This window comes from Streptomyces flavalbus (assembly GCF_042674625.1).
Taxonomy (GTDB): domain Bacteria; phylum Actinomycetota; class Actinomycetes; order Streptomycetales; family Streptomycetaceae; genus Streptomyces; species Streptomyces flavalbus.
Genome location: NZ_JBHTEB010000001.1, coordinates 250,341 through 274,536, shown reverse-complemented (window position 1 = coordinate 274,536; position 24,196 = coordinate 250,341). Strand labels below are relative to the sequence as shown.

The following is a 24,196-nucleotide window of genomic DNA, read 5'->3' as shown; positions in this document are numbered from 1 at the left end:
CACTTGGGCACACCCGGCTCGCCGCGCACCGGGCGTCGCCCGCGCGCTTCTCCGGCCCCGCGATAATCGACTTGAGCCGCAACCGGGCGGACGGGCAGGCTTGCGCGGTGATGGTCGAGCTGTCCCCCGGTTACCTGGACTGGGACGATGTCAACCCTGCCCGGCATTTCTTCGACAGCGCGTCGGCACCGCAGGTGGTGCGGACACTCGGGCCCGCCCGGAGGGTGCCCAGCCGCCCCGACCTCCCCTTCAGCGATCCGGCGATGAGCGCTTGGAGCTGGGAGGAGGGACGGCCCTGGGCCGACGCCATGTCACACGCCCTCGTCAAGCGCTACGGCCGCTGGGCCGTGGGCTGGCGCTGGGCACACGACGAGGGCGACTTCGATGGAGGCCCGGTCGGGAACTGGTGCTGTCCGCGGGACTCGATCACCACTCCCGAGGAGACGCTCACCCGGGTCGTCGCGGCGTTGGGCGAGTGGCGCGCGTGGCTGGAGAGCCTCGCCGGGTGGTTCGACGCCTACCCGTTGGACCTGGCCGACGTGGAGGACCAACGAATCCTCTGGGAGTGCGCCGCCCGGAACCTGATCCTGCAGGTGACCGACCGCACCGGCTGCGGCAGCGGCTGGTACGGGCACTGCCATCAGGTGCTCACCTGGTTCCTCAGCCACTGGGGCGTCGACGCCGACCTCGCGCAGGAACTGGTCGACGAGGCGATCGGCGGACGGTTCGCCAGTTGGACCGGCCCCGACCCGCTGCTGGTCGACGACGTCGCGGAGCGCCTCGCGCTGTCGCTGCGGCCGGATGAAGGCGCACAACCCGCCGCGCCCGTACCGGACCATCTCGCACGCTGGCTCGCGGTGCGCGCGACCGTGGCCTGGCAGGATGCCCCGGACAGCGAAGGGGACGAACCGGTGGTCCCGTCGCGTGACGGCGCGGCGGAGGACATACGAGCCTTCGACGGCGCCGTGGACTGTGGACCGCTGGTGGTTGGCCTGGCCGCCGCCTTGCGGAGGGCTGAGGATCGTGAAGCTATGCGCGATGTCCGGGGTGGGGACGCGGACGAAGCCGACGATGCGGGGGCTGAACGTCAGCTCGCACTGGTCGCCGAGGGCCGAGCGCACGCCCGCTGCCACGTCGGCGTCCGGCTCACCGAACACTTCGAAGCGTTCCACTCGGCAGTGCTTCATCACCTCCTGGATGTACGGGTCCGCCAGCTCCCAGTGAACGCGGACCGCGTCGGAGTCCTGATAGAGCTGGAAGCTGTGGGCCAGCATTCGTTCCTCGTCAATGAAGCTCTCCACCATCAACTGCGGCCCGTGCTGCGCTGCGAATGACACTGCCTGGACGATGGCGTCGCGGAACTCCTCCAAGTGGCCGTCGGTGATGCGCATGGTGTTGTGGAAAAGGAGCGTCGTCGAGTCGTGAGCGGTCATGACTCGACTCTCCTTCCTCAACCCCGGTTGAGGTCAAGCGTGGATCGTGTCGGGTCACGTCCGCTGGAGTGTTACCTCGACGGCTACTTGGCGATCTCGTCGGGAGACACCGGCGGCCACCGTGAGATCCGGCGGCAGCACCGCACAGCCGAGGTCGGCCGCCGGGGCGGGTCGTCACACCCGGCGCCAGCGTGCCATGGCGAAGGAGAACAGACCGAACAGTACGAGGCCGACGGCCACGGCCACCAGCAGCCACGGGCCAGCCTGGGTGGTGGCGAACGAACGCAGGGTGTCGTCGAAACCCTTCGCCTTGCCCGGTCGGGCCTCGGCCGCGGCACGGACGACGAAGGCACCGACGGCGGCGAACACGATTCCCCTCGCCACGCCCCCGCCCACCCCGCACACGTTCGTGACCCGCCATGCCCAGCGGGGCATCTGCCCGCCCCGCAGGTGCTTGCGGTAGCGGCGGGTGACGGCGCGGCCCGCCATCCACAGGCCCGCGCCGACGGCGACCACACCGGCCGCGCCGACGATCCACTGACCCGCGGGCAGCTCCAGGGCCCGCGCTGTCACGTCCCGGGACTGCTGGTCGCCGGAGCCGCTGGCCGACGACGAGGACCCGCTGGCCATCGCCAGCACGGAGGCCGCGATGAACCCGTAGAACAGCGCGCGGGCCCCGGAGAGCAGCCGCTTGCTCGTCTTGCGGCCGTCGGGCCCGGACGCTCCGAACAGGGCCTCCGTCAGCCGCCAGAGCGCCATCCCCGCCAAGCCGACACCGACGGCCCACAACAGCACCGATCCGAAGGGGCGGTCGGCGAGCTCGGAGAGCGCCCCTCCTCGGTCGGCCTGCTCCCTGGTGCCGTCGAGGGCGATCCGCAGGGCGATGACGCCGACCAGTCCGTAGATGACGCCGCGAGCGGCCAGTCCCCAGCGCGCCGCCGCTTCGACGACCTGGCTGTCGGCCGCCTTCCGTGCCCCGGCCCGTCCGCGGGGGAGCAGCGTGGTCGATGAGTTCACGGTCCACCTCCGCGCATCGGATGCCCTGGTTGGCCGCGCGAAAACGGCGGCCGACCTTCGGGCCGCTGCGCTGAGCGGCAATCCGGCCTGACCGCCCGCGTCGGCTGGCGCCCGCCCCACCGACGGACCGGTGGTTCAGGTGGAGGGCGGAGGACGGGGCCGCCCGCGCTCCGAGAAAGGCGATCCGGTGGGCCGCGCAGGCCGCCCGACACGCAACTCGGCATCGGCGCGGGGCGGATGATGACCTCATGGCCCCCCACTGGTCCGCGCTGTCAAGGCCTTGAAGCGGGGCTCGTCGCCGAAGACGGGACGACGCACGTTCGAGTGCAGCCCGTCCGCTCCGACGACGAGGTCGAAGCGGCGCGGCGCCGCGTTCTCGAACCGCACCTCGCCGTCGGGCGGGAGCGCGGTGATCGAGTCGCCGAAGACGTATTCGACGTCGTCGCGCGTGGCGTCGTGGTAGATCTCGCTCAGGTCGTCGCGCATGATCTCGACGTGCCGGTCGGAGGCGGCGCTGAAGATCCTGGAGAGGTCTACCCGGACGGGACGCCGTGCCTTCTCCCGGTAGACGGTCATCCGGTCGGTGCCGGTGGCTCGCTCCTCGATGCGCGGAAGTACGCCCATCTTCTCCGAGATGTTCATCGCGGGCCGGAACAGGTCGACCGCGTGGCCGCCGGTCCTGCGCAGGGTCGGCGCGCGCTCGACGACGGTGACGGCGAAGCCGTGTCTGGTGAGCCAGTACGCCAGCACCGGACCGGCGACGCTGGCGCCGGAGATGAGAATCCGCATGGCACCCCTCCTTGTCCTTCAGGTCATTCAGGTCAGTCAGTCCACGCGTGCGGCGTGGGCCGTGGTGAAGGCCAGCAGGGGGATGGCGGTCCGCGGGGGATCCTCGAGTAGGGGTGAGTGTCCGAGACCGGGCAGCAACTCGACCTTCGCGCCCGGGACGAGGCGGTAGTCGGCGGCGGAGGAGGATCGCCACCGGCGGTCTTCCTCGCCGAAGATCACCAACAGTGGCTTGCCGAGGGCCGCCAGCCGGTCCGGGAGGGCCTGCCGCTCCAGGTAGTCGCGGGTGGCCTGCATCGTCCTGGTGAGTGTGTGGTGGGTCATGCAGCGCACCTCGTCCAGAAGCTCCGAGGGGATCTGGTAGCCGGGTCGGCTGACACCAGTGCTCGCGAAGTGGCGGATCTGCTCGTCGGTCGGCGGCCACCGCGCGAGTCCGATCGCGTCGGTCCGCGGTGCGATGAAGGCGTCCAGACGGGGCCCGGTGTTGATGAGCACGAGCGCGGTCACCAGGTCGGCCCGCTGTTCGGCGAGGGCGGTGGCGACCGCGCCGCCGCTGGAGTGGCCGACGACCACGGCCCGCTCGACGCCGAGCCGGTCCAGCACCGCGCCAGCCCGGCGCGCCTGGTCCGGGAGCGCGTAGCCGCGGTCGGTCGGTTTGGCCGACCGGCCGTGCCCGAGCAGGTCGATCCGGATGACACGGTGGGACCCGGACAGCAGCGGAACCAGCGGGTTCCACGAGCGGGTCGAGGACGCGGACCCGTGGATGAGCAGGAGCGCGGGCGCGTCGCGAGGGCCGTCCTGGCATACGTGGATGTCCCCGTCGTCCAGCGACAGGATCGAACTCCCGGTGGTCTCGGTGTCGCCGTTCACGGGCGGTCCGCCGTCGGAAACAGTCATGAGCCCACTGTCGCCGCCGGTGCCCACCGACGGATTGGATGAATGTTCCCTTCGTCGGCTCACCTAGCATGGGGCGGTGCGGACTTTCATGCATGGGGCGGCCGTATGGGACGTCGCGTGCCCGCGGCAGCCCAGCCAGGTGGCCGGTCTCACCATGGCCGGGTTCCGTGTCCGTGACCTGGACGCGCTCCGGATGGTCCCGCACCCGGCCGTGACCCTGCTCCTGGAGTTCGGCCCCGGCGCGCCCGTCCTTGACTGTGCCGGTGGGCGGCAACAGCGGGGAAGCATCGTCGCCGGGCCCGGGTTCGGGTCCGGAGGCGCGGTCCGGGCGCGAGGGGAGAACGTCGAGTGTGTTCAGGTACGGCTGTCCCCGGTGATCGCACGCGCGGTTCTGGGCGCCTCTCCCGCCGACCTCGACGGCGCCGTCGTGTCGCTGGGCGACCTGTGGGGCCGGGAGGCGTCCCGGATCCGCGAGCAACTCGGCGAGGTCCCTTCGTGGCAGGGGCGCTTCGCGTTGACGGACGCGCTGCTCGCCCGCCGGTACGAGGTGGGGGCGCGGGTGGACCCGGAGGTGGCCTGGGCCTGGCACCGAATCGTCCGCAGCCGGGGCATGACCCGCGTCGACGGACTCGCCGCCGAGGTCGGATGGAGCCGTAAGCGGCTGTGGTCCAGGTTCCGGTCGCAGCTCGGTCTGCCGCCCAAGCGCGCCGTGAGGCTGGTCCGTTTCGACCACGCCGCCCACCGCCTGGTCGCGGGGGGAAGCGCGGCCGAGGTCGCGGCCGAAACCGGCTATGCCGACCAGTCCCACCTGCATCGGGACGTCATGACGTTCACCGGGGCGACCCCCGCGACCGTGGCCGACGAACCGTTTCTCGCCGTTGACGACCTCGCGTGGCCCAGCCGCCACGGGACCACCGCGTGGACGAGCAAGGCCACGGCGAACGGGAGCCGCCGCCGCGTCCCCGGCTCCCGCCCGCGGACAGGCCGGGCGGGGTGATGCCCTGGTCCGGCCCGTCCGCTCTCCGCTAGAGGTCGAGCTGGTACTGGTGTGTCGTGTGCGTGGGTGTGTAGCCCAGACCGTCGTTGATCCGCCGCATGTGCGCGTTGCTGTCGGCGGTGTCGGTCAGGAGGCCATCGAGGTCCGGGTAGTCCCTGTGGGCCTGTCGGATCGACTCGGCCTTCATCCACTGGCCGAGGCCGTGTCCACGGTGCTCCGGCAGCACACCGGTGCCGTAGTGCTGGCCGTCGCCTGTGCCGTCGCCGGGGATGACGAGTTCGGTGAAGCCAGCGATCGAGCCGGTGGATGTGTCGATGGCGACGACGGTGTGCAGGTGGTCGCCGCGCTGTTCGACTGCCTTCGCCGCGGCCCGCACGCGGTCCACGTCCCAGCCCACGGTGCCGTACTCGGCGTCGTCCATGGGCATGTCGTCCATGGCGCGGCGTGAGGCGGCGAACGTCCGGGCGAGGTCGTCGGGGACGGTTCCCCGCCATGACGTCAGCCGGTAGCCGGGATGCGGACGCTCGACGATCCCAGCGAGGAGGGCGGTATCCACCTCGGCCATCGCCAGGCGGGTGTACCTGAGGGTGAGGACCTTCCGGAAGCCGCGCGCTGACAGGAAGTGGTCGCCGGGCGATCCGGCTTCCGCGTGCGCGACGACACGGCGTCGGGCGTTGTCCCGGGCGGTGGCCAGGGCAGCGTCGAGGAGCCGGGAGCCGACGCCCTTGCGGCGCTCCGCGGGATGGACACGGAGGTCGAGTTCGGCGAGGTGTTCCTGGCCGCCGTCGAGAAGGCGCAGGAAGGCCGTCCCGGCAGGGATGGAGTCCGCGTCCGACGCCAGCCAGGCGAGGCGCTGGCCGTGCGGGCCGTGAGCGGGGTCGGTCAGTGGGGTGATGCGAAGGGACAAGACGTCTCCGTCGTGAGGAGGTGGCAAAGGTCAGTACGCGAGCTCAACACCTGGGCACTCCTGCGCATGTGCTCCACACCTCCTCGTCGACGGCGCCGCCCCGCACCAACGCAGGCGGCTGGGTGAACTTAGCTGGCTGACTGCTCCTGGGCAACGGGTTATCAGCCTGGCCCGCACTACGACCGCGCGGTCAGCGTGGTTGCAGCGCCGCGGTCTCCCCGGCCGTGGCCTCGCCCAGGAGGCCGCCGACCAGGTGCCGGGCGTACGCCGGGTCCATGAGTCCCGGGCGGAAGAGGATGCGGTACATCATCGGCGCGACGACGCGGTCGATGACCGTCTCGGTGTCGGGGACGGGCTCCCCACGGGCCGCCGCCCGGTCGAGGATGACGTCGATCTGCTCGGCCGCGTACGCCGAGCACTGCCCGGCGTTGGTGCCTTCGGGGTCGCCGAGCAGGGCGTCGCGGATGTAGGCGCGGCCCGGGGGAGAGGACATCTCCTCCAGGAACTGCTCGGCCCAGACCGTCAGGTCCGCGGTGAGGCCGCCCCGGTCGTCCGGTGGCGTCTCGGGGCGCAGGCGCTCCACCGCCACGTCGGACAGCAGTTCCTGGAGGTCGCCCCAGCGGCGGTAGACGGTGGACGGGGTGACTCCGGCGCGGGCCGCGACCAGGGGCACGGTCAGTGCCTCACGGCCGACCTCCGCCGTCAGTTCGCGGACCGCGGTGTGCACCGACTGCTGCACCCGGGCGCTGCGCCCCCCGGGGCGCACCATCGGCTTACGGCTCATGCCACCACCTTAAAGCAAAGACATTGCGTCTAGCGGTGTGCCGCCGGGTCCCACCCCGTGGTCAGGCCGCCGCCGCGCCGTGCTCCGGCGACACCGGCCGCCGTACGGGCTGCGCCCGCTCGTAGGCCATGCCCGCCCGCAGCAGCACGTCCTCGCCGAGCGGCCGGCCCAGCAACTGCATGGCGATGGGCATCCCGTCACCGTCCTGGCCCACGGGCAGGGACAGCGACGGCAGCCCCGTGATGTTGGCCGGGGCGGACAGGCGTACGTAGGCGTCGGAGACGCTCTCCACGGTGCCGTCGGCCCAGGTGAGGCTCTCCCGCCCGGCCGGTACCGCGGTCACCGGCACCGAGGGCGCGGCGATGACGTCGACGTTGGCCAGCGTGCGGGCCCACTCCCGGCGCATCAGGGTGCGCGCCCGCTGCGCCCGCAGGTAGTCCCCGGCGGGCATCAGTTCCCCGGCCTCCAGCAGGACGCGCACGTCGGCCTGGTAGAGGTCGGGCACGGCCCGCAGCGTCCGCTCGTGGTAGGCGGTGGCCTCCGGGACCATCAGGCCCCACTGGGTCGCCTGGATGTAGCGGGTCATCGGGATCTCCACCTCGGTGGTGACCGCGCCCAGCTCCTCAAGCCGTGCGATGGCGCGCCGCACCGCGGCCTCCACCTGGGGGTCGACCCGCTCGAAGTAGTAGTTGCGCGGTACGCCGACCCGCAGCCCGCGCAGCTCGTCCAGCCCGGCGCCGGTCTCCGCCGCCACGCGCGCGTCGCGGCCCGCCAGCACCGGCAGCACCAGCGCCGCGTCGCGCACCGTGCGGGTGAGCGGGCCGACGTGGTCCAGCGACCAGGACAGCGAGGTCACCCCGTCCCGGGGGACCAGGTCGTACGTCGGCTTCAGCCCGACGACGCCGTTCAGTGCCGCGGGCACGCGGATGGAGCCACCGGTGTCCGTGCCCAGGGCGAACACCGCCGCCCCCGCGGCCACGGCCACCGCCGAGCCCCCGCTCGACCCCCCGGCGACGCGCTCCGGCCGCCAGGCGTTGCGGGTCTGCGGGGTGGTCAGCCCGTAGGCGAACTCATGGGTGTGCGTCTTGCCCACGAGCACCGCCCCGGCGGCGGCCAGCCGGGCGTGGACGGCGCTGTCGGCGGCGGCGAGGTGACCGGCGCGCACGGCGGAGCTGGCGGTCGTCGCCTCGCCCGCGACGTCGATCAGGTCCTTCAGGCCCATGGGGACGCCGTGCAGCGGCCCGCGGTGGCGACCGGCGGCGATCTCCCGCTCGGCCTCGCGCGCCGCTTCCCGGGCCCGCCGCGCGGTCACCGTCACGAAGGCCCCGAGGTGCGGCTCCACCTCCTCGACGCGCTCCAGCACCGAGTCCACCAGCTCGACGGGGGACAGCAGCCGCTGCCGTACCGCGTCCGCGGCCTCGGACAGGGACATCTCATACGGCCGCACGGTGCCGCTCCTTCCCGGCCTGGAAGGCCGCCGCGGGCGGGACGTCGCCGAAGTCCAGCTCGCGCAGGACCGAGACCACGGAGTGGATGTACTCGGCGGTGGCCGCCACGAGGGTGTGGCGGTCGGCGCCCAGCGGCAGGCCGCAGCGGGCCGCCCAGCGGGCGGCCTCGGGCGGGGCGAGTTCCGGAAGTGATGAGGACACGGGGACTCCCGACGTAAAAGCTAACGGTTTGCTTTAGCTGACGGTAGGGCCTACGGTTCCTTAACGCAAACCCATTGCTTTTAGCTCCTGGGAGGAGTCCCATGCCCAGCGCCTCACCAGGCGCCGCCGCGCCCGACCCCCGGTGCGCGACCCACCCCCGTCCCCACCCCCGTCCCCACCCCGCTCCCTGCGACCGCCCCGCGACCCGACCATCCCCCCGCGCCTCCGCCGCCTTCGCCCTGGACGCCTCCGTCCTGGTCACCCTGCTCGCCGCGTCCAGCGCGCCCACCCCGCTCTACCCCCGCTACCAGGAACAGTGGGACCTGTCCGCGCTCACCGTGACCGTCGTCTTCAGCGCCTACGCCCTCGCCCTGCTGCTGGCCCTGCTGACCACCGGGGCGCTCTCCGACCACCTGGGGCGCCGCCCCGTACTCGTGACCGCGCTGGCCGCCGAGACCCTCGCCATGCTGCTGCTCGCCACGGCTGACGGGCCCGACGCCCTGATCGCCGCCCGAATCCTCCAGGGCGTGGCCACCGGCACCGCGACGAGCGCGGCGGGCGCCGCCCTGCTGGACCTCACCGACCCCACCCGCCCCCGGCGCTCCGCGCTCGCCAACACCATCGCCCCGGTGGCGGGCATGGCGGCCGGAGTGCTGCTCTCCACCCTGCTGACCCGCTTCGCACCCGCCCCGACCGTCACCGTGTACCTGTTGCTGGCGGCGGTCTTCACCGGCCAGGCGGTGGCCGTGGCCCGCGCCCCCGAGACGGCCGACCGCAGGCACGGCGCCTGGCGCTCCCTGCGCCCCCACCTCGCCGTACCGCCGTCCGCCCGCCGCACCCTGCTGCGCGCGGGCCCCGCGGTGGCCGCCGTCTGGGCCCTCGGCGGCTTCCACTCCTCCCTCGGCCCGGCCCTCGTCCGAGCCATCGCCCCGCACACCGCGCCCGCCGCCAGCGGCCTGCCGCTGTTCACCCTCACCGCCACGGCGGCCCTCACGACCCTCGCCCTGCGCCGCACCGCGCCGCGCACCACCCTGGAGGTCGGCTGCGCCACGGTCGTACCGGCCGCGGCCCTGACCCTCTACGCCACCCACGGCGCAGGCCTGCCCGCGCTGTGCGGCGGCGCGGCGCTCGCGGGCGCCGCCTTCGGCGCGGTCACCCAAGGCGGACTCCGCCTGACCCTCGCCGCGCTGCCCGGCCACGGGCGCACCGGCACCCTCGCGGCGTACCAGGTGCTCTGCTACCTCTCCATGAGCCTGCCCGCCGTCGCCGCGGGCGCCGCCACCGTGCACCACGGCCTCACCGCCGTCGCCCACGCCCACGCCACGAGCACCGCGGTGCTCGCTGCCCTCAGCCTCCCCCTCCTGCACCGGACCACGAAGGAGACCAAGGACCATGACCACGGCCACTGACCCCCACACCCTCCCCTCCTGGACCGTCGGCGGCATCACCGTCCACCGCGTCGACGAACTGCCCCTGCCCCCCGCCACCGGCCCCTGGCTGCTGCCCGACGCCACCCCCCAGCTCGTCACCGAGGAGGCGTGGCTGCGCCCCCACTTCGCCGACGCCGACGGCGTGCTGCGCATCGACAGCCACAGCTTCGCGTTCTCCACCGGCGGACTGCGCGTCGTGGTCGACACCGGCATCGGCAACGGCAAGCAGCGCGCCAACCCGGCCTGGCACGACCTGGACACCGGCTACCTGGACCGGCTGACCGCCGCCGGTTTCCCCCCGGACAGCGTCGACCTGGTGCTCCTCACCCACCTGCACACCGACCACGTCGGCTGGAACACCCGCGCGGAGGGCGGCCGTTGGGTGCCCACCTTCCCCCGGGCCCGCTACCTCGTCTCCCGCGTGGAGCGGGACTTCTGGGCGGCGTACGACATGGACGAACCGCGTCGGCAGATGTTCCGTGACTCCGTCGACCCGGTGGCCGAGGCGGGGCTCCTCGACGTCGTCGACGTCGGGGACGACGGCGCCCAGGTCGCCCCCGGCGTGTGGCTGCTGCCCACACCCGGTCACACCCCCGGGCACCTGGCCGTCCGGGTCGACGGCGGCAACGGGGCCTCGGCACTGATCAGCGGCGACTGCGTGCACCACCCCGTGCAGTTCGCGCACCCCGCCATCGGCAGTTGCGTCGACATCGACCCGCCCCTCGCCGAGCGGAGCCGCCGCACGCTGCTCGCCTCCCTCGCCGACACCGACACCCTGCTGATGGGCACGCACTTCGCACCGCCCACCGCGGGGCGCGTGGTGACGCGGGGCGGCGCGTACCGGCTCTCGCCGGTCGGCCCGGATCACCGTACGAACGCGACGTGACCGTGTCCGCCGGAGTGCTGAGGCGCCCGGCGCGTGGGGGTGCCGCCTGCGCCGGTCAGCGCCCGAACCGGCAGACGTGGGTGGGGACCGGACCCCCAGGCGGTGTCACAGCGGGTGCTGCCTCGTAAGCTGCGGCCATGGCAGAGATCCAGACTCCGACGCCCCGCGACGCCTTCGAGTTGCTGCTGGCCGGTAACCAGCGCTTCGTGTCAGGAACCCCCGAGCATCCGAATCAGGATGCCGCCCGCCGTGCCGAGACGGCGCCGTCCCAGCAGCCCTTCGCCGTGCTGTTCGGGTGCTCCGACTCACGACTGGCCGCCGAGATCATCTTCGACCGGGGACTGGGGGACCTGTTCGTCGTGCGGACGGCAGGCCATGTGGCGGGCACGGAGGTGCTCGGTTCCATCGAGTTCGGTGTGGGAGTCCTCAACGCGCCGCTGGTCGTCGTCCTCGGCCACGACTCGTGCGGTGCCGTCGCGGCGGCCCGCTCCGCCCTGGAGGACGGCAAGACGCCCGGCGGCTTCGTCCGTGACGTGGTCGAGCGGGTGACCCCGAGTGTGCTGGCGGCCCGCGCCGACGGACGGGACACGGCCGACGAGATCCTGGCCGAGCACATCGAGAACACGGTGGACCTGCTGCTCGACCGCTCCCGCCTGCTGGCCGAGCGGGTGGCCGCCGGTCGCCTCGGCGTGGTCGGGCTGTCCTACCGCCTGGCCGACGGCAGCGCCCGGCTCGTCGCCTCCCGTGGCCTGGACGCGGCGGTCCCCACCGCGTCCTGACCACCCTGCTCACGGAGCCGACCGCGCCCCCGGCCGCCGGGCCGGGGGCGTCACTGCTGGTTACGCGGTGAGCCGGGGCCCTGCCGCGCGGCGGAGGCGGTTGGCGATCGCGAGCCCCAGCCCCTCCTCCGTCGGCAGCGAGGCGACGATGAGGTCGCAGCCCTGCCGGTCGAGTTCGCGCAGGTGCCGGTACAGCTCGCGCGCGTAGGCCGCCATCGACGGGGGGACCGTCACCACGGCGTGCGCCCGCACGGGAGCGTCGGCGAACGCTGCGGGCAGGAAGACGCCCACCTTGTGCCCCTGCTCCCGCGCGCGTTCCGCTTCGGCGACGACCCTCTCCGGCTCCACGAGCACGACCCGCGCGCGCGGCGCGTAGTGGGACGGATGCTGCCCCGGCACCCGGACGCGGCTGGTCGCGGGCACCGCGAGCGGACACCCCAGTACCGCTTCGAGGTCCTCACGCGTCACCCCGCCGGGCCGCAGGATGCTCGGCGTCCCGCCCGTCACGTCGACGATGGTCGACTCGACACCGACCTGGCAGGGGCCGCCGTCCAGCACGAAGTCGACCGCGTCCCCCAGCTCAGCCCGGACATCGTCCGCGGTCGTGGGGCTGACCTGTCCGAAGCGGTTGGCGGACGGCGCCGTGACCCCGCCGCCGAAGGCCGACAGCAGCGCGAGCGCGACCGGGTGGCGGGGCACGCGCACGGCCACCGTCTCAAGGCCGCCGGTCGCTTCCAGGGGCACCCGGTCACCGCGCCGCAGGACCAGCGTGAGGGGCCCGGGCCAGAGGTGCTCGGCCAGCAGGCGCGCCGCTGGCGGTACGTCCTGGACCCAGTCGTCCAACTGCTGCGCGCCCCCGATGTGGACGATCAGCGGATGCGTGGGCGGGCGTCCCTTGACCTGGAAGATCCGCGAGACGCTGACGGGGTCCTCGGCGTTGGCGCCCAGTCCGTAGACGGTCTCGGTGGGGAGGGCGACCAGGCCGCCAGCGCGCAGCACACCGGCTGCCTTCTCGATCTCCATCGGTGTTGCTGTCACCCGCACCATCCTAGGAGAGCGCCTGAGCCCCGCGGCGAGGGCCTCCCCGTCGGCCCTCTCGCTCGACACGACACCGCCGGGCCCAGGTCGGCAGACCCGGGCCCGGCGGTGGTCGCTGGCGGGCGGACGGCTACAGGACCGCCCGGTACCCCTGCCAGTTGGTGGCGATCTTCACCCGTCCGGCGAAGGAGCCCTTGCCGTTGCCGCTCTGCCGGTACAGGTTGCCGCTGGTGTCGCGGCAGACGAGGTCCGCCTTGCCGTCGCCGGTGATGTCGCCCACGCCGACGACGGCGTTGTACGACGTGCCCCAGTCGTCGAAGACCTTCGTGCGGGCGGTGAACTTCCCGCCGCCCGTGCCGTCGTAGCGCCACAGCTCGTTCGAGGTGTCCTGGGCCAGCAGATCGCCGATCCCGTCGCCGTTGAGGTCACCGGCGCCGATGATCTTCTTGTACTTCTTCCAGTTGTCGTAGAGCTTCACCCGCGCCGCCAGTTTCCCGTCGCTGGTGCCCTTGTGCAGGTACACCGCGCCGGTGCTGGAGTTGCGGGTGATCAGGTCGGCCCGCCCGTCGCCGGTGAGGTCGCCGGGTGAGGTGAGCAGGTCGTACTGGTTCCAGCCGGTGCCGAGGGAGACGTACGGCGTCGACGGGGTGACCGCCTTGCCGCAGCCCGGCCGGTACGCCCGCAGGGCGCCGCTGGACGTGCGCACCAGGACGTCGTTGCACCGGTCGCCGTTGACGTCCCCGAACGGAACCGCCTTGATGGAGGTCGGCCAGCCCGAGCCGCTGGTCTTGCCGGAGAAGGTCCCCGTACCGGTTCCGTGGTGGAAGGTGAGCGCACCGCTGGAGTTCAGCGTCAGCAGGTCGCCGCGGCCGTCCGGCACGGAACCGGCCCCGACGTGGTCGCGGGCCGCCGCCGTGATGACGCGTGCGGTGGACTCCGCCGTCGTGCTCCGCCAGCCGCTCTTCACCGCGGTGACGGCCACGCTCAGCTTCTTGCCGCGCAGCGCGGCGGGCACGACGTACGTGGCACCGGTGGCCCCGGAGACCGCCTGGCCGTCCGCCTTCCACTGGTAGGTGTACGAGTCCGCGCTCGGCGTCCAGGCTCCGGGCCCGGCGGTGAGCTTCGCGCCGACCCGGGCGGGGCCGGTGACGGTGGGCTGCCCGGTGTTGCGCAGCGGTGCCGGGGTGACGGTGAAGGTGCCGCGCGCGTACTCCCAGTTGATGTGGGTGATGACGCTGAGGTTCCAGTCGCCCGGCGCCAGCCCCGTCAGGTCCAGCACGGCCTTCATCGACTTCCGGTCGGCGGCCACCGAGGTGGTGGTCGACTCGACCGTGGTGCCGGACCTGGTGATCCGCACCTTGTCGTCCTCGTGCAGGGCGGTGCCCGTCAGGGTCACGGTGACCTGGGTGCCGCTGGCGCCGCTGGCCAGGGTGACGGTGCCGACGCTGGGCTTCTCGGTGCCGCAGATCGAGAACGTGCAGACCAGTTCGGCCTTGTACGTGGTCTGCGAAGCCTTCTCCGGCAGGCCGACGACCAGGATGCTCGGGGTGACAGCCGTCGTGTACGGCTCGTTCAGGTAGCACTCGTAGCCGGTGGGGATGAACAGCGCGCAGTTGTTGTCCAGGCTGGCGTCGTACAGCGCGGGCACGGCCGTCTGGGTGCCGCCCACGGTGTCGCTGACCACGAAGTCGAAGTGGTCCCGGTATCGAAGCGCATGGTCACACGCTCGTACGCGATGCCGTGCACTGCATCACGGTTCACCAGGCCGAGACCGAACTGCGGCCAAGCTGAGCACCTCACAGGCTGCTTGGGCGGGCCTGGGCGGGAGCGCGACCCCTACACCAGCAGGTGGCGTCCCGCCACCTGCGGATCGGCCTGTCCTTGTCTTCGTCTTCGTCGCTCAGTGCGAGCGGCGCGACGGCGAACCGGGCCGCCGCCGGTTTCGCCGGGGCCGCCGACTGAGACGTCCCGGGGTAACAGGCCGGATGGACGCGGGCGTTGACTGGTCTAAACCCTTGACTGGTACATACCAATGCGGGAGTGTGGCACCACCACCCCCCACCACGGCCGCCCCCCCCACGCCGCAGCCGGGCCATCCGGTGCGTTCGCGCGGGGTCGAGGCCCGCCCCGGCCCCGCACGGGTGCGGCCGTGCCCCGCGAAGGAGTCGACCATGCCCCGACGCCGTACCGCCGCCGTCCTCGCCGCGCTCGCCCTCGGTGCCAGCACCCCGGTGCTGCTGCCCGCCTCCGGCGCCTCCGCCGCCACGTGCTCCAGCTATCCCGCCTGGGCCGCCGGACGGTCGTACAACACGGGCGACATCGTGCGCTACACCGACGGCAAGGCCTACATCGCCGAGCACGCCAACCCGGGCTACGACCCCACCATCAGCACCTGGTACTGGGACCCCTACCCCTGCGACTCCGGCACCCCGGTCGGCAGCTTCGTGGTGACCGAGGCGCAGTTCAACCAGATGTTCCCGAACCGGAACTCGTTCTACACCTACAGCGGCCTCACCGCGGCGCTCAGCGCGTACCCCGGCTTCGCCAACACCGGCAGCGACACCGTGAAGAAGCAGGAGGCCGCCGCCTTCCTCGCCAACGTCAGCCACGAGACCGGCGGTCTGGTGCACATCGTCGAGCAGAACACCGCCAACTACCCGCACTACTGCGACTGGAGCCAGCCCTACGGCTGTCCGGCCGGGCAGGCCGCCTACTACGGGCGCGGCCCGATCCAGCTCAGCTGGAACTTCAACTACAAGGCGGCAGGCGACGCGTTGGGCCTGCCGCTGCTCACCAACCCGTGGCTGGTGCAGAACGACGCCTCCGTCGCCTGGAAGACCGGCCTGTGGTACTGGAACACCCAGACCGGCCCTGGCACCATGACCCCCCACAACGCCATGGTGAACGGCGCGGGCTTCGGCCAGACCATCCGCAGCATCAACGGCTCCCTGGAGTGCGACGGCCGCAACCCGGCCCAGGTCCAGAGCCGCGTCTCCACCTACCAGCGCTTCACCCAGATCCTCGGCGTGGCGCCGGGCGGCAACCTGTACTGCTGACGAGGGGGAGGGGCCCGGGGTCGAACGACCCACGCCCCCTCCCGCCTCAGAAACCGCCCGCGCATCTCGCGCTCACCTCGGTAGACCCGCAGGGTGCGCGGGCGGATCCGGGAGAAGGCGTCACGGAGGTGCTGTCGCGCGTCCATCACGGCCGGGGGCGTGTCGTCCCGGCCGCTCCTGCCTACTCCCCACACACCCCTCGCACCGCCTTCTGACCGCTGGCGGAGTCGGCCGGGCTCGGCAATGTCGCGAACTTGACTCCCCACGCCCCCTGTCCCAGCGACCGGTCGGACGCGCCCCCGGGAACTGATCAAGCCCGGCCGACGGCCTGACGGGCTCAGCACCGCATCCAGGCGCCCGCCCGCAGAATCCCGTCGATCACCACCTTGTACGGACCCCACGCCGACGGCCATGGCGACAGCGGCTCGCGCGGGGTGGCGGAGGGGCGCCGCCTGCTGATGCTGGACGAGCCGCTGTGCCAGCGCAGTTGGAACGCCGACCGGTTCTTCCCGATGCTCCCGGGCACGGCGGAGCTGACTCGCGTACTGCCCCCCGACGAAGTCCAGACCTGGTTCACCCACACCTGCTGGACATCCTGACAACTCGGTCTGGCCTTCGTCGGGACACGCGGGCTCTCGCCCTGAGTCACAACAGCGAATGCGCCGCGTGGGAGTGTCGCGTGGTCGGTCGGCTCGGCTGGCTCAGTAGACGCTCAGGCCGTACGCCGACAGCCACTCGACCACCGGCTGGTAGTAGGTGAAGCCTCCCGAGCTGCAGTTCCCGCTGCTGCCGACGATGATGCCGAGAGCGGTGCCGCCTGAGAAGGCCGGGCCGCCGCTGTCTCCGGGCTCTGAGCAGATGTTCGACCGGAACAGCCCGTATACGGTTCCTCCGCCGTAGTTGATGGTGAGGTTCACGGCCTGGACGGTCCCGCAGCGGTACCCGGTGGTCCGTCCGACGTGGCAGACGGACTGCCCGACGGCGGGGTTCGCCGCGTTGGTGATGTCGCGGGTACCGGCGCCCAGCGAGACCTCGCCCGGGTAGGAGACTGCCGTGTTGGTGTACCGGATGCTCGCGTAGTCGTTGCCCGGGAAGCTCACGCCCGCGGTGACGCCGACGACGATGGTCAGGGCGGGGTCGGCGTACCAGGTCTGGGCGCCCTGGGCACACCGGCCGGAGACGAGTGCGTACAGCGTGGTGCCGGAGCGGGCGTTGAAGCCCACGGTGCAGCGGGTGGTGGTGCTGTAGAGGGTGTCGCCCCCGCGCACCGCGATGGCCGCCTGTCGCCCCGCTCGCTGGTCGGCATGTGCAGCCGATCCGACGGTGGCGGACCAGCCCAGGAGCAACGCCAGTACGACGATGGCCCGGAGGATGGTTCGGAGGGGTCTGTCGGAACTCACCGTGCTCACGCTGGCCTCCTACGTCATGTACCTGCCATTGTGGGTCTCCTCGGCCCGTATGGTCAGGCCGAAAGCCGCCAACCACAAGGTCGCGGCGGCGGCGAACCCGGGTGGCCGCGGTGCTGCCTGGAGCCAGTCACCGGGCCTTCCAGCCGGACAAGGTCATCAACGGCGTGAGCTAGCCATACAGGCTCCGTTGCAGGAACTCGACCCCAGAGGCCACTGGTCGGCCAGTCCTGCCAACGGCGCTACGTGGCAGGGCCGTCGGCGTGGGCAGGCGTCGCTCTGCCCGGCCGCCTCCCGCGGATCCCGCCGGGTGCCGGTTCTTCACCGTCGGTGCGGGCCTCCAGGGCCCGCAGGACGGCCACCATGTCCTCGTGGCCGTGTCCCCGCGCCACCGTCTCGCCGAAGAGGGTGTGGCAGACGTCGAGGAGCGGGGAGGCGGCGCCCGCCTTGCGGGCGGCTTCGGCGATCAGCCGGTTGTTGTTGAGGACGTCCGCGGCGGCTGCCTGGACGGCGAAGTCACGGGACAGCAGCTTGGGCGTCTTCATCCGGGATACGGAGCTGGCCATCGGACTCGCGTCCAGGACCTCTCGGAGCAGGCGCTGGTCGAGTCCGTGCCGACCGGCGAAGTGGAACGCCTCGGCGAGGCCGGTCACCTGGGTGATCAGGAACAGGTTGACGGTGAGCTTCAGCAGCAAGGCGTTCGGGACGGGACCGCAGTCGAACGTCTGGCGGCACATGGGGGCGAGCAGTGGCCGTACGGCGGCCACGGCCTCCTCGTCACCGGCCAGCATCGCCACCAACTCCCCCTGTTCCGCCGGGACCCGGGAACCGGAGACCGGCGCCTCGGCGTACCGTCCGCCCGCGGCCCGGATGTCGTCCTGGAGGCTGCCGGAGTACTCCGGCGAGGTCGTCCCCATGTGGACCACGGTGCGTCCGGCGACGAGGGCGGCGAACCGCGGGGTCCCCCGGCCCAGCACCGCGTCGACCGCCCCCTCGTCGGCCAGCATGAGGAACACGACGTCGGCCCGCGCGAAGACCTCGGCGGGATGGTCCGCGACCTCGGCACCGGCCGCACGCAGGGACGCGCACCGGCTCGGCGTGCGGTTCCATACGACGAGGTCGGTCCCGGCGCGAGCCAGGTTGAGGGCCATGGGCTGCCCCATGACCCCGAGTCCGATGAACCCCACGGGCACGATGCACCGCCGTTCCCGGCCCGCTGGAGCGGAACCGCCGTCGCAACCGCTTATGACAGCGGTCATAGTAGCCGCTGCTATGACCGCGGTCATAGAGTGGCGGCGAAGTGCTCGCACAACCCAGTCCCGGAGGCCGAGATGACAGCGCCGCAGGCGTCCGCACGCGGACCACGCGAGCGGATGGTCTTCAGCGCGGCCCAGTTGATCCGGCGCGACGGGGTCGCCGCGACGGGGATGCGCGAGGTCGCGGCCCATGCGCAGGCGCCGCGCGGCTCGCTCCAGCACTACTTCCCGGGAGGCAAGGAACAACTGGTCAACGAGGCCGTGGGCTGGGCGGGCCGGTACGCGGCCAACCGCGTGGCCCGCTTCCTCGCCGCCCTGCCCGAGCCGACCCCCGCCGGGCTGTTCGCCGAGATGGTGCGCCAGTGGACCGACGAGTACGCCTCCGTCGGCTTCGCGGGCGGATGCCCGGTGGCCGCCGCGACGGTGGACTGCGCGGAGTCCACCGCCTCCACGCGTAAGGCCGCGGCTGCCGCGTTCTCTGTCTGGACCGACCCGGTGGCCGGGGCCCTGGCGGGCATGGGCGTGCCGCGGGCGCGAGCCGAGTCGCTCGCGACGCTCATGATCAGCGCTCTGGAGGGCGCCCTCCTCATCGCCCGCGCCGAGCGGGACGTACGCGCCCTGACGACCGTGGTCCAGGAACTCGGACCGCTGCTCGACGCCGCCGTCGAGGACGCCGCGCGCAAGGTGCGGTGACTCGCGCGCGTACGCCACCGGCACCGGCACCGACAGCGGCACCAGCACCGGCGCGCAGATGAGGCGCCCCGCTCACCGGGACGCCCGCTCAGGGCAGCGGTGCGCCATGGGCCGCGATCCACGGCGCGGTGGAGTGGATCAGTCGGCACCGCGGTGCTCTGGAGGAGGCGCTGCTGCGGTAGCGCGCGTTCCGAGAAGGACCAGCAGGGAGGTGACGGTCAGGAAGACACCGGCCACCAGACCGCAGAGGCGGGCGTCCACGACGCTGAGCGCGGCGCCCGCGGCCAGCATCGACAGGATCTGGCCGGCGTTGCCGACGGCCGCACAAGCCGACCCCGTGGCGAGCAGGGTACCGGCCGCCCCCAGGCCGGGGGCCTGACTGGCGAGTGCGTAGAGGGCACCCTCGGCGACATAGCAGCCAGCGGCCAGTCGTGGGCCGTGGGAGGCGGCTGCGGCCGTCCCCGTGCGGGCGAGCAGGCCCCCGATGACGTACCCGGTGCCGAGCGAGCCGTAAAGAACGCCGACGCCGACCTGGCCCGCGCCGAAGGTCTGGAAGGCGTACACGGTGAGGAGCACACTGAGCGCTCCTCCCGCGACCGGCCACAGCGCACACAGGGTCAGCGCGCCCAGCAGCGTTGGACGTTCCCGCACCAGCCGCAGCGCGGGCCCCAGGCCCGTCGGCCCACCGCGCGCTCGTCCGCCCGGTCGCAGCGTGAGCGTGGCGAGGAACAGCGCGGAGACGAGGAAGGACGCGCCGTTGAGCAGGCCACGCCGTTCGCGCTCTCGTCCAGGCCGTTGGCCCAGGTGAGCCGGGAGCGGTCGACGACCGTGGGCATACCCGCCGCGCGCGCCGGTGCGAAGACGGCGGAGAACGTCTCCGGGCGATCGGCACCCCATGGACGAGCGGCTCCAGGCCAGGGTACTGGGCCGCGTAGTACGCCATGGTGAGCTGATCGGGTCCATAGCGCTCGGCCAGCACCCGGGCGAGCGAGCACGTCGTAGTTGGACCGTCCGCTCGGCCTCGCCGTGGAGTCAGCCAGTTGTGGCGGCTCAGGGCGCTGCTCGTGAGGGGCGGACCCGGCGCCCTGGACGTCGGCTGGGGCAGCGGCAACTTCGCCGCGTCTCCAGCGGGATGCGTGTCGAACTGTTACCTCGGCGCCCCCGGGCTCGTCATGATCATGACGGTGTTCACGCGAGGAAGGTAACCACATGACCGGACCAGGTCCGACCGAAGTACTGGCGGGAGCCTTCGAGGAGCAGCGTGGGCGACTGGTGGCGGTCGCCCACCGGATGCTCGGGTCGCGGGCGGACGCCGAGGACGCGGTGCAGGAGGTGTGGATCCGGCTGGCGCGGCAGGACGCGGCGGCCATCGACAACCTGGCTGGCTGGCTGACCACCGTGGTCGGCCGGGTCTGCCTCGACGTACTGCGGTCGCGCAAGACCCGGGCCGTGCTGTCGTACGAGGACCGGCTGCCCGAGCTGGTGGTGACCGTGGACGACGGGACGGCACCCGAGGACGACGCGGTGCTCGCCGAATCGGTCGGGCTGGCACTGCTGGTGGTACTCGACACCCTCACCCCCGCCGAGCGGCTGGCGTTCGTCCTGCATGACATGTTCGCGGTGCCCTTCGCCGAGATCGGCGAGATCGTCGGGCGGTCCACCGACGCGACCAAGATGCTCGCCAGCCGGGCCCGCCGGAAGGTGCGGGGCACATCGCCGCCGGAGGAGGAGCCGCGGCGTCGACGCGCCGTGGTCGACGCGTTTCTCGCCGCGGCACGCGACGGGGACTTCGAAGGGCTCGTACGGCTGCTCGATCCACAGGTGACCTGGCGCACGTACCACCCGCAGGGTGTGATGACCACGGTCGGGGCGGCCGAGGTGGCCGGTCCGATCCTGCTCGGTATGCGGTCGATGACCTCGGTGCTCCCGGTCCTGCTCAACGGCGAGCCCGGGTTCGTGGCCTGGGGTGCGAAGGACAAGGTGCTCGGCGTGGTGGGGTGCACCGTGGTCGACGGCCGGATCGTCGAACTCCTGACCGTCAGCGACCGCAAGCGCCTCGATGCGATGGGTCTGCCCGAGCGACCCCAGTAGCGCAGGTCGAGCGCCAGCGCGGCGTTGTTACGTCCTGGCGGAGGGCTTCGTCGTAGGGGTGCAAGCATCCGAAGACGAAGGAGAGACCGAGATGGAACCCCGGACCAACTGGATGGCCAACGAGGTCGCGTCGAAGTGGGCCAAGCACATCATCTCGTCGAACAAGGCCATCACCGACTCGGCGCTGCCGAAGGCGGTGCAGGAACTGGTGAAGATCCGCGCCAGCCAGATCAACGGCTGCGGCGCCTGCCTCGACATGCACACCAAGGACGCCGCGGCCGCCGGTGAGAGCATGGTGCGGATCAACCTGGTCGGGGCATGGCGGGAGACCACCGTCTACACCGAGGCGGAGCGGGCGGCGCTGGAGCTCACCGACCAGGGCACCCGCCTCGCCGACTCCGGCGGCGTCACCGACGAGGCGTGGGCGAACGCGGCGAAGCACTACGACGACGACCAGCTCATGGCTCTGGTGGCGCTGATCGGCACGATCAACGCCTTCAACCGGCTGAACGTGATCACGCGGATGCCCGGAGGGGAGTACCAGCCCGGTCAGTTCCTCTGACGCGGACCCTCCCCCCCTCAGGCGCTCGGGCGGACGCGGGACGAGACCGGGCTCGCCCGGGGCCGCCACCTCGGACCTCGGCCAGAGACAACACTCGTGGACACCGCACTGTGGGGCCTCACCGGCCTGGTGACCGCCGTCCACCTGTCCTCCGGCTTCGGGAAGCTGTTCGTCCCACGGGAGGAGAGGGCCGCGAGGGCCGATTCCGTGCGCGCGGTCAGGCGCTGGCCCGGATGGTCAGGCGGGTGGGGAGGAGCAGCGGGGTGGGGTCCTGCCCGTTGACGAGCGCGACGAGCATACGCGCCATCTCCCGCCCCAGGGCCTCTATGGGCTGATGGACGGTGGTGAGCGGCGGATCGGCGACCTGGGCGACCGCCAGGTCGTCGAAGCCGACCACGGCGACGTCGCCGGGGACCCGTCGCCCGGCCTCCCGCAAGGTGCGCACCGCTCCCACCGCCATGTTGTCGTTGGCGGCGAACACCCCGTCCACGTCGGGGTGCTCGGCCAGCAGCGCGGCCATGGCGGCGGCGCCGCTGGGCTCGGTGAAGTCCCCCTCCAACGGCGGGAACGGATCGAGACCGGCGCCCAGCATGGCGTCGCGGTAGCCGCGGTACCGGGCGCGCCCGGCCTCGGTGTCCAGACGCCCGCAGATCACGGCCACGCGCCTCCGGCCGAGTGAGACCAGATGCTCGGTCGCCTCGCGCGCTCCGCCGACGTTGTCCACGTCCACGTACCACCGGGGGGCCGAACCGACCGGGCGCCCGCCGAACACGACCGGCATCTGGGCCTCGTCGGCCATCCGGGTCAGCGGATCGTCCTCGCGCAGCGCCATCAGCATGACACCGTCCGCGCCCCTGGACCGCACGAGTTCCTCGACCCGCTTGCGGCCCCGGTCGGAAGCGGCCAGGCACAGCATCAGATGCAGGTCCGCCTCGTCCAGGGCGGCCGACGCCCCGACGATCACCCGAGCGAAGAACGGGTCGGCGAAGATGGACGGGTCCTCTCCCGAGACGACCAGGGCGGCGGCTCCCGTCTGCCGGGTGGCCAGCGCGCGGGCCGTCGGATTGGGGACGTAACCGAGTTGCCGCACGGCCCGTTCGACGGCCTCGCGCTTGGCCCGGCTGACGTACGGGGCGTTGTTGAGGGCGCGGGAGGCCACGGAGCGGGAGACACCGGCGCGTTCGGCCACCTCGTCGAGCGTCGGACGCCGACGCGGCGCTGCTTCTGCCATGGCCCGGGAGTCTTTCACAGGCGCGGAGCGCTCAGAGACGCAGATATGGGAGCGCTTCCAGTCTCGCGGTCCACGGGACCCACGTAACCCTGTGAAAGTCGCACAGCGCGCCGACTATTGACAGCTCAATCACCCGCCCAGACGATTGGGACCGCTTCCAGTGGGAGCGCTCCCAAAGTACACGTCCTCTGAAACCGAGGTACTGTCTTGAGCCGCAGACTCCGCACCCTGATGGCAGCGCTCTGTGCTCTGCCGCTGGCGTTCGCCGCCGCACCGTCCGCCCACGCGGCCGACCCCACCACCATGACCAACGGGTTCTACGTGGACCCCAACTCAAGCGCGAGGCGGTGGGTGGCCGCCAACCCCGGCGACGGCCGGGCCGCCGCGATCAACGCCTCCATCGCCAACACGCCGATGGCCCGCTGGTTCGGCTCCTGGAGCGGCACCATCGGCACCGCGACAGGTGCCTACGTCGGAGCGGCGGACTACCAGGACAAGCTGCCCATCCTCGTCGCCTACAACATCTACAACCGTGACTACTGCGGCGGCCACTCCGCTGGCGGAGCCGCCTCGCCGTCCGCCTACGCCAGCTGGATCGCCCAGTTCGCCGGAGGCATCGCGGCCCGCCCGGCCATCGTCGTCCTCGAACCGGACTCCCTCGGAGACTACGGCTGCATGACCCAGGCCCAGATAGACGAACGCGAGGCCATGCTCGCTGGTGCCCTCGCCGAGTTCAACCGCCAGGCCCCCAACACCTGGGTCTACATGGACGCTGGCAACCCGCGCTGGGCCGACGCGGCGACCATGGCCCGACGCCTCCACGAAGCGGGCCTCCGCCAGGCTCACGGCTTCTCGCTCAACGTCTCCAACTACTTCACCACCGCCGAGAACACCGCCTACGGCAACGCCGTCAACAACGAACTGGCCGCCCGCTACGGCTACACCAAGCCGTTCGTCGTGGACACCAGCCGCAACGGCAACGGCTCCAACGGCCAGTGGTGCAACCCCTCCGGCCGCCGCATCGGCACGCCCACCCGGACGGGTGGAGGCGCGGAGATGCTCCTGTGGATCAAGACCCCCGGCGAGTCCGACGGCAACTGCGGTGTCGGAACCGGCTCCACGGCCGGGCAGTTCCTCCCCGAGGTCGCCTACAAGATGATCTACGGCTACTGATCCAGGACTCCCGCCCACCACTCCGGCGACCGGCAGCCCGCCGGGGTGGTGCGGCTGGCCGTTCCAGGTGGGCACGGTGAACTCGTGCACGCTGCGCGACCCGTGTGCCCAGCAAGCCTGCGCCG

General features: G+C 72.3%; 24 protein-coding genes. 11 read left to right on the top strand and 13 right to left on the bottom strand.

The genetic code is table 11. The features are described from left to right. Positions 1-110: 110 nt before the first annotated feature. Positions 111-1,334 carry a hypothetical protein gene (locus ACFQZ6_RS01195; RefSeq protein ID WP_381617972.1) on the top strand — a complete coding sequence of 408 codons (1,224 nt, stop codon included), beginning with the start codon at positions 111-113 and terminating at the stop codon, positions 1,332-1,334. 273 nt (positions 1,335-1,607) lie between these two features. On the opposite strand, the gene ACFQZ6_RS01190 is transcribed toward ACFQZ6_RS01195, so the two are convergent. The 3 genes from ACFQZ6_RS01190 to ACFQZ6_RS01180 all read right to left on the bottom strand — a co-directional run bounded on the left by ACFQZ6_RS01190 (position 1,608) and on the right by ACFQZ6_RS01180 (position 4,133). Continuing rightward, a complete protein-coding gene (locus ACFQZ6_RS01190; protein ID WP_381604449.1) occupies positions 1,608-2,450 on the bottom strand; it encodes a DUF1206 domain-containing protein in 843 nt (280 codons plus the stop codon). A gap of 246 nt (positions 2,451-2,696) precedes the next feature. Beyond that, on the bottom strand, positions 2,697-3,239 hold the full coding sequence (locus ACFQZ6_RS01185) for an FAD-dependent monooxygenase (RefSeq protein WP_381604448.1): 543 nt from the start codon (positions 3,237-3,239) through the stop codon (positions 2,697-2,699). 36 nt (positions 3,240-3,275) lie between these two features. After that, the gene (locus ACFQZ6_RS01180; RefSeq protein ID WP_381604447.1) at positions 3,276-4,133 is read right to left on the bottom strand and encodes an alpha/beta fold hydrolase; all 858 of its coding nucleotides are present in this window, start codon (positions 4,131-4,133) and stop codon (positions 3,276-3,278) included. A gap of 76 nt (positions 4,134-4,209) precedes the next feature. Here ACFQZ6_RS01180 and ACFQZ6_RS01175 point away from each other — a divergent pair, with 76 nt between their 5' ends. Next, on the top strand, positions 4,210-5,130 hold the full coding sequence (locus tag ACFQZ6_RS01175; RefSeq protein WP_381604446.1) for an AraC family transcriptional regulator: 921 nt from the start codon (positions 4,210-4,212) through the stop codon (positions 5,128-5,130). A gap of 28 nt (positions 5,131-5,158) precedes the next feature. On the opposite strand, the gene ACFQZ6_RS01170 is transcribed toward ACFQZ6_RS01175, so the two are convergent. The 4 genes from ACFQZ6_RS01170 to ACFQZ6_RS01155 all read right to left on the bottom strand — a co-directional run bounded on the left by ACFQZ6_RS01170 (position 5,159) and on the right by ACFQZ6_RS01155 (position 8,470). Further along, entirely contained in the window at positions 5,159-6,037 is an 879-nt protein-coding gene (locus ACFQZ6_RS01170) for a GNAT family N-acetyltransferase (protein WP_381604445.1), read from the bottom strand. Between the two features lie 190 nt (positions 6,038-6,227). After that, positions 6,228-6,821 (bottom strand): TetR/AcrR family transcriptional regulator, encoded by a 594-nt coding sequence (locus tag ACFQZ6_RS01165; protein WP_381604444.1) that lies wholly within the window; start codon positions 6,819-6,821, stop codon positions 6,228-6,230. Positions 6,822-6,882: 61 nt separating this feature from the next. Continuing rightward, complete coding sequence (locus tag ACFQZ6_RS01160) at positions 6,883-8,268, bottom strand: amidase (protein ID WP_381604443.1); 1,386 nt, start codon at positions 8,266-8,268, stop codon at positions 6,883-6,885. Continuing rightward, the gene (locus ACFQZ6_RS01155; protein WP_381604442.1) at positions 8,255-8,470 is read right to left on the bottom strand and encodes a hypothetical protein; all 216 of its coding nucleotides are present in this window, start codon (positions 8,468-8,470) and stop codon (positions 8,255-8,257) included. Before ACFQZ6_RS01155 ends, ACFQZ6_RS01160 begins: the two co-directional genes overlap by 14 nt. A gap of 101 nt (positions 8,471-8,571) precedes the next feature. Between ACFQZ6_RS01155 and ACFQZ6_RS01150 the strand changes: the two genes are divergently transcribed. The 3 genes from ACFQZ6_RS01150 (at position 8,572) to ACFQZ6_RS01140 (ending at position 11,565) form a co-directional block, all read left to right on the top strand. Continuing rightward, entirely contained in the window at positions 8,572-9,879 is a 1,308-nt protein-coding gene (locus ACFQZ6_RS01150; RefSeq protein WP_381604441.1) for an MFS transporter, read from the top strand. After that, on the top strand, positions 9,863-10,786 hold the full coding sequence (locus ACFQZ6_RS01145; protein WP_381604440.1) for an MBL fold metallo-hydrolase: 924 nt from the start codon (positions 9,863-9,865) through the stop codon (positions 10,784-10,786). The genes ACFQZ6_RS01150 and ACFQZ6_RS01145 overlap by 17 nt, the downstream gene beginning before the upstream one ends. 137 nt (positions 10,787-10,923) lie before the next feature. Beyond that, on the top strand, positions 10,924-11,565 hold the full coding sequence (locus ACFQZ6_RS01140; protein ID WP_381604439.1) for a carbonic anhydrase: 642 nt from the start codon (positions 10,924-10,926) through the stop codon (positions 11,563-11,565). A gap of 60 nt (positions 11,566-11,625) precedes the next feature. Here the strand turns inward: ACFQZ6_RS01140 and ACFQZ6_RS01135 are convergent, their stop codons facing one another. Both ACFQZ6_RS01135 and ACFQZ6_RS01130 read right to left on the bottom strand, forming a co-directional pair. After that, a complete protein-coding gene (locus ACFQZ6_RS01135) occupies positions 11,626-12,612 on the bottom strand; it encodes an L-threonylcarbamoyladenylate synthase (protein WP_381604438.1) in 987 nt (328 codons plus the stop codon). Positions 12,613-12,733: 121 nt separating this feature from the next. Beyond that, on the bottom strand, positions 12,734-14,287 hold the full coding sequence (locus ACFQZ6_RS01130) for an FG-GAP-like repeat-containing protein (RefSeq protein ID WP_381604437.1): 1,554 nt from the start codon (positions 14,285-14,287) through the stop codon (positions 12,734-12,736). Positions 14,288-14,774: 487 nt separating this feature from the next. Between ACFQZ6_RS01130 and ACFQZ6_RS01125 the strand changes: the two genes are divergently transcribed. Then, a complete protein-coding gene (locus ACFQZ6_RS01125) occupies positions 14,775-15,659 on the top strand; it encodes a glycoside hydrolase family 19 protein (RefSeq protein WP_381604436.1) in 885 nt (294 codons plus the stop codon). 386 nt (positions 15,660-16,045) lie between these two features. Continuing rightward, complete coding sequence (locus ACFQZ6_RS01120) at positions 16,046-16,258, top strand: hypothetical protein (RefSeq protein WP_381604435.1); 213 nt, start codon at positions 16,046-16,048, stop codon at positions 16,256-16,258. A gap of 102 nt (positions 16,259-16,360) precedes the next feature. On the opposite strand, the gene ACFQZ6_RS01115 is transcribed toward ACFQZ6_RS01120, so the two are convergent. Then, positions 16,361-17,068 (bottom strand): S1 family peptidase, encoded by a 708-nt coding sequence (locus ACFQZ6_RS01115; protein WP_381604434.1) that lies wholly within the window; start codon positions 17,066-17,068, stop codon positions 16,361-16,363. 239 nt (positions 17,069-17,307) lie between these two features. Then, a complete protein-coding gene (locus ACFQZ6_RS01110) occupies positions 17,308-18,258 on the bottom strand; it encodes an NAD(P)-dependent oxidoreductase (protein WP_381604433.1) in 951 nt (316 codons plus the stop codon). A 138-nt stretch (positions 18,259-18,396) separates the two neighbouring features. Here ACFQZ6_RS01110 and ACFQZ6_RS01105 point away from each other — a divergent pair, with 138 nt between their 5' ends. After that, on the top strand, positions 18,397-19,014 hold the full coding sequence (locus ACFQZ6_RS01105) for a TetR/AcrR family transcriptional regulator (protein WP_381604432.1): 618 nt from the start codon (positions 18,397-18,399) through the stop codon (positions 19,012-19,014). Positions 19,015-19,152: 138 nt separating this feature from the next. Here ACFQZ6_RS01105 and ACFQZ6_RS01100 read toward each other — a convergent pair whose 3' ends face one another. Continuing rightward, positions 19,153-19,665, bottom strand: coding sequence for a hypothetical protein (locus ACFQZ6_RS01100; RefSeq protein ID WP_381604431.1), 513 nt, complete (start codon positions 19,663-19,665; stop codon positions 19,153-19,155). A gap of 558 nt (positions 19,666-20,223) precedes the next feature. Between ACFQZ6_RS01100 and ACFQZ6_RS01095 the strand changes: the two genes are divergently transcribed. Further along, positions 20,224-21,105: a sigma-70 family RNA polymerase sigma factor gene (locus ACFQZ6_RS01095; protein WP_381604430.1), complete on the top strand. Its 882-nt coding sequence runs from the start codon at positions 20,224-20,226 to the stop codon at positions 21,103-21,105. Positions 21,106-21,196: 91 nt separating this feature from the next. Further along, positions 21,197-21,667, top strand: a complete 471-nt coding sequence (locus ACFQZ6_RS01090) for a carboxymuconolactone decarboxylase family protein (RefSeq protein ID WP_381604429.1) — start codon at positions 21,197-21,199, stop codon at positions 21,665-21,667. 217 nt (positions 21,668-21,884) lie between these two features. Here the strand turns inward: ACFQZ6_RS01090 and ACFQZ6_RS01085 are convergent, their stop codons facing one another. After that, positions 21,885-22,898 carry a LacI family DNA-binding transcriptional regulator gene (locus ACFQZ6_RS01085; protein ID WP_381604428.1) on the bottom strand — a complete coding sequence of 338 codons (1,014 nt, stop codon included), beginning with the start codon at positions 22,896-22,898 and terminating at the stop codon, positions 21,885-21,887. 207 nt (positions 22,899-23,105) lie between these two features. Here ACFQZ6_RS01085 and ACFQZ6_RS01080 point away from each other — a divergent pair, with 207 nt between their 5' ends. Beyond that, positions 23,106-24,071, top strand: a complete 966-nt coding sequence (locus tag ACFQZ6_RS01080) for a glycoside hydrolase family 6 protein (RefSeq protein WP_381604427.1) — start codon at positions 23,106-23,108, stop codon at positions 24,069-24,071. Positions 24,072-24,196 lie beyond the last annotated feature (125 nt).

What these genes read in the sequence shown, in the direction of transcription:
- ACFQZ6_RS01195 (WP_381617972.1), top strand. Translation starts at nt 111, where the DNA reads ATGGTCGAGCTGTCCCCCGGTTACCTGGACTGGGACGATGTCAACCCT.
- ACFQZ6_RS01185 (WP_381604448.1), bottom strand. Translation starts at nt 3,239, where the DNA reads ATGCGGATTCTCATCTCCGGCGCCAGCGTCGCCGGTCCGGTGCTGGCG.
- ACFQZ6_RS01180 (WP_381604447.1), bottom strand. Translation starts at nt 4,133, where the DNA reads ATGACTGTTTCCGACGGCGGACCGCCCGTGAACGGCGACACCGAGACC.
- ACFQZ6_RS01165 (WP_381604444.1), bottom strand. Translation starts at nt 6,821, where the DNA reads ATGAGCCGTAAGCCGATGGTGCGCCCCGGGGGGCGCAGCGCCCGGGTG.
- ACFQZ6_RS01150 (WP_381604441.1), top strand. Translation starts at nt 8,572, where the DNA reads ATGCCCAGCGCCTCACCAGGCGCCGCCGCGCCCGACCCCCGGTGCGCG.
- ACFQZ6_RS01145 (WP_381604440.1), top strand. Translation starts at nt 9,863, where the DNA reads ATGACCACGGCCACTGACCCCCACACCCTCCCCTCCTGGACCGTCGGC.
- ACFQZ6_RS01140 (WP_381604439.1), top strand. Translation starts at nt 10,924, where the DNA reads ATGGCAGAGATCCAGACTCCGACGCCCCGCGACGCCTTCGAGTTGCTG.
- ACFQZ6_RS01135 (WP_381604438.1), bottom strand. Translation starts at nt 12,612, where the DNA reads ATGGTGCGGGTGACAGCAACACCGATGGAGATCGAGAAGGCAGCCGGT.
- ACFQZ6_RS01125 (WP_381604436.1), top strand. Translation starts at nt 14,775, where the DNA reads ATGCCCCGACGCCGTACCGCCGCCGTCCTCGCCGCGCTCGCCCTCGGT.
- ACFQZ6_RS01105 (WP_381604432.1), top strand. Translation starts at nt 18,397, where the DNA reads ATGACAGCGCCGCAGGCGTCCGCACGCGGACCACGCGAGCGGATGGTC.
- ACFQZ6_RS01095 (WP_381604430.1), top strand. Translation starts at nt 20,224, where the DNA reads ATGACCGGACCAGGTCCGACCGAAGTACTGGCGGGAGCCTTCGAGGAG.
- ACFQZ6_RS01090 (WP_381604429.1), top strand. Translation starts at nt 21,197, where the DNA reads ATGGAACCCCGGACCAACTGGATGGCCAACGAGGTCGCGTCGAAGTGG.
- ACFQZ6_RS01085 (WP_381604428.1), bottom strand. Translation starts at nt 22,898, where the DNA reads ATGGCAGAAGCAGCGCCGCGTCGGCGTCCGACGCTCGACGAGGTGGCC.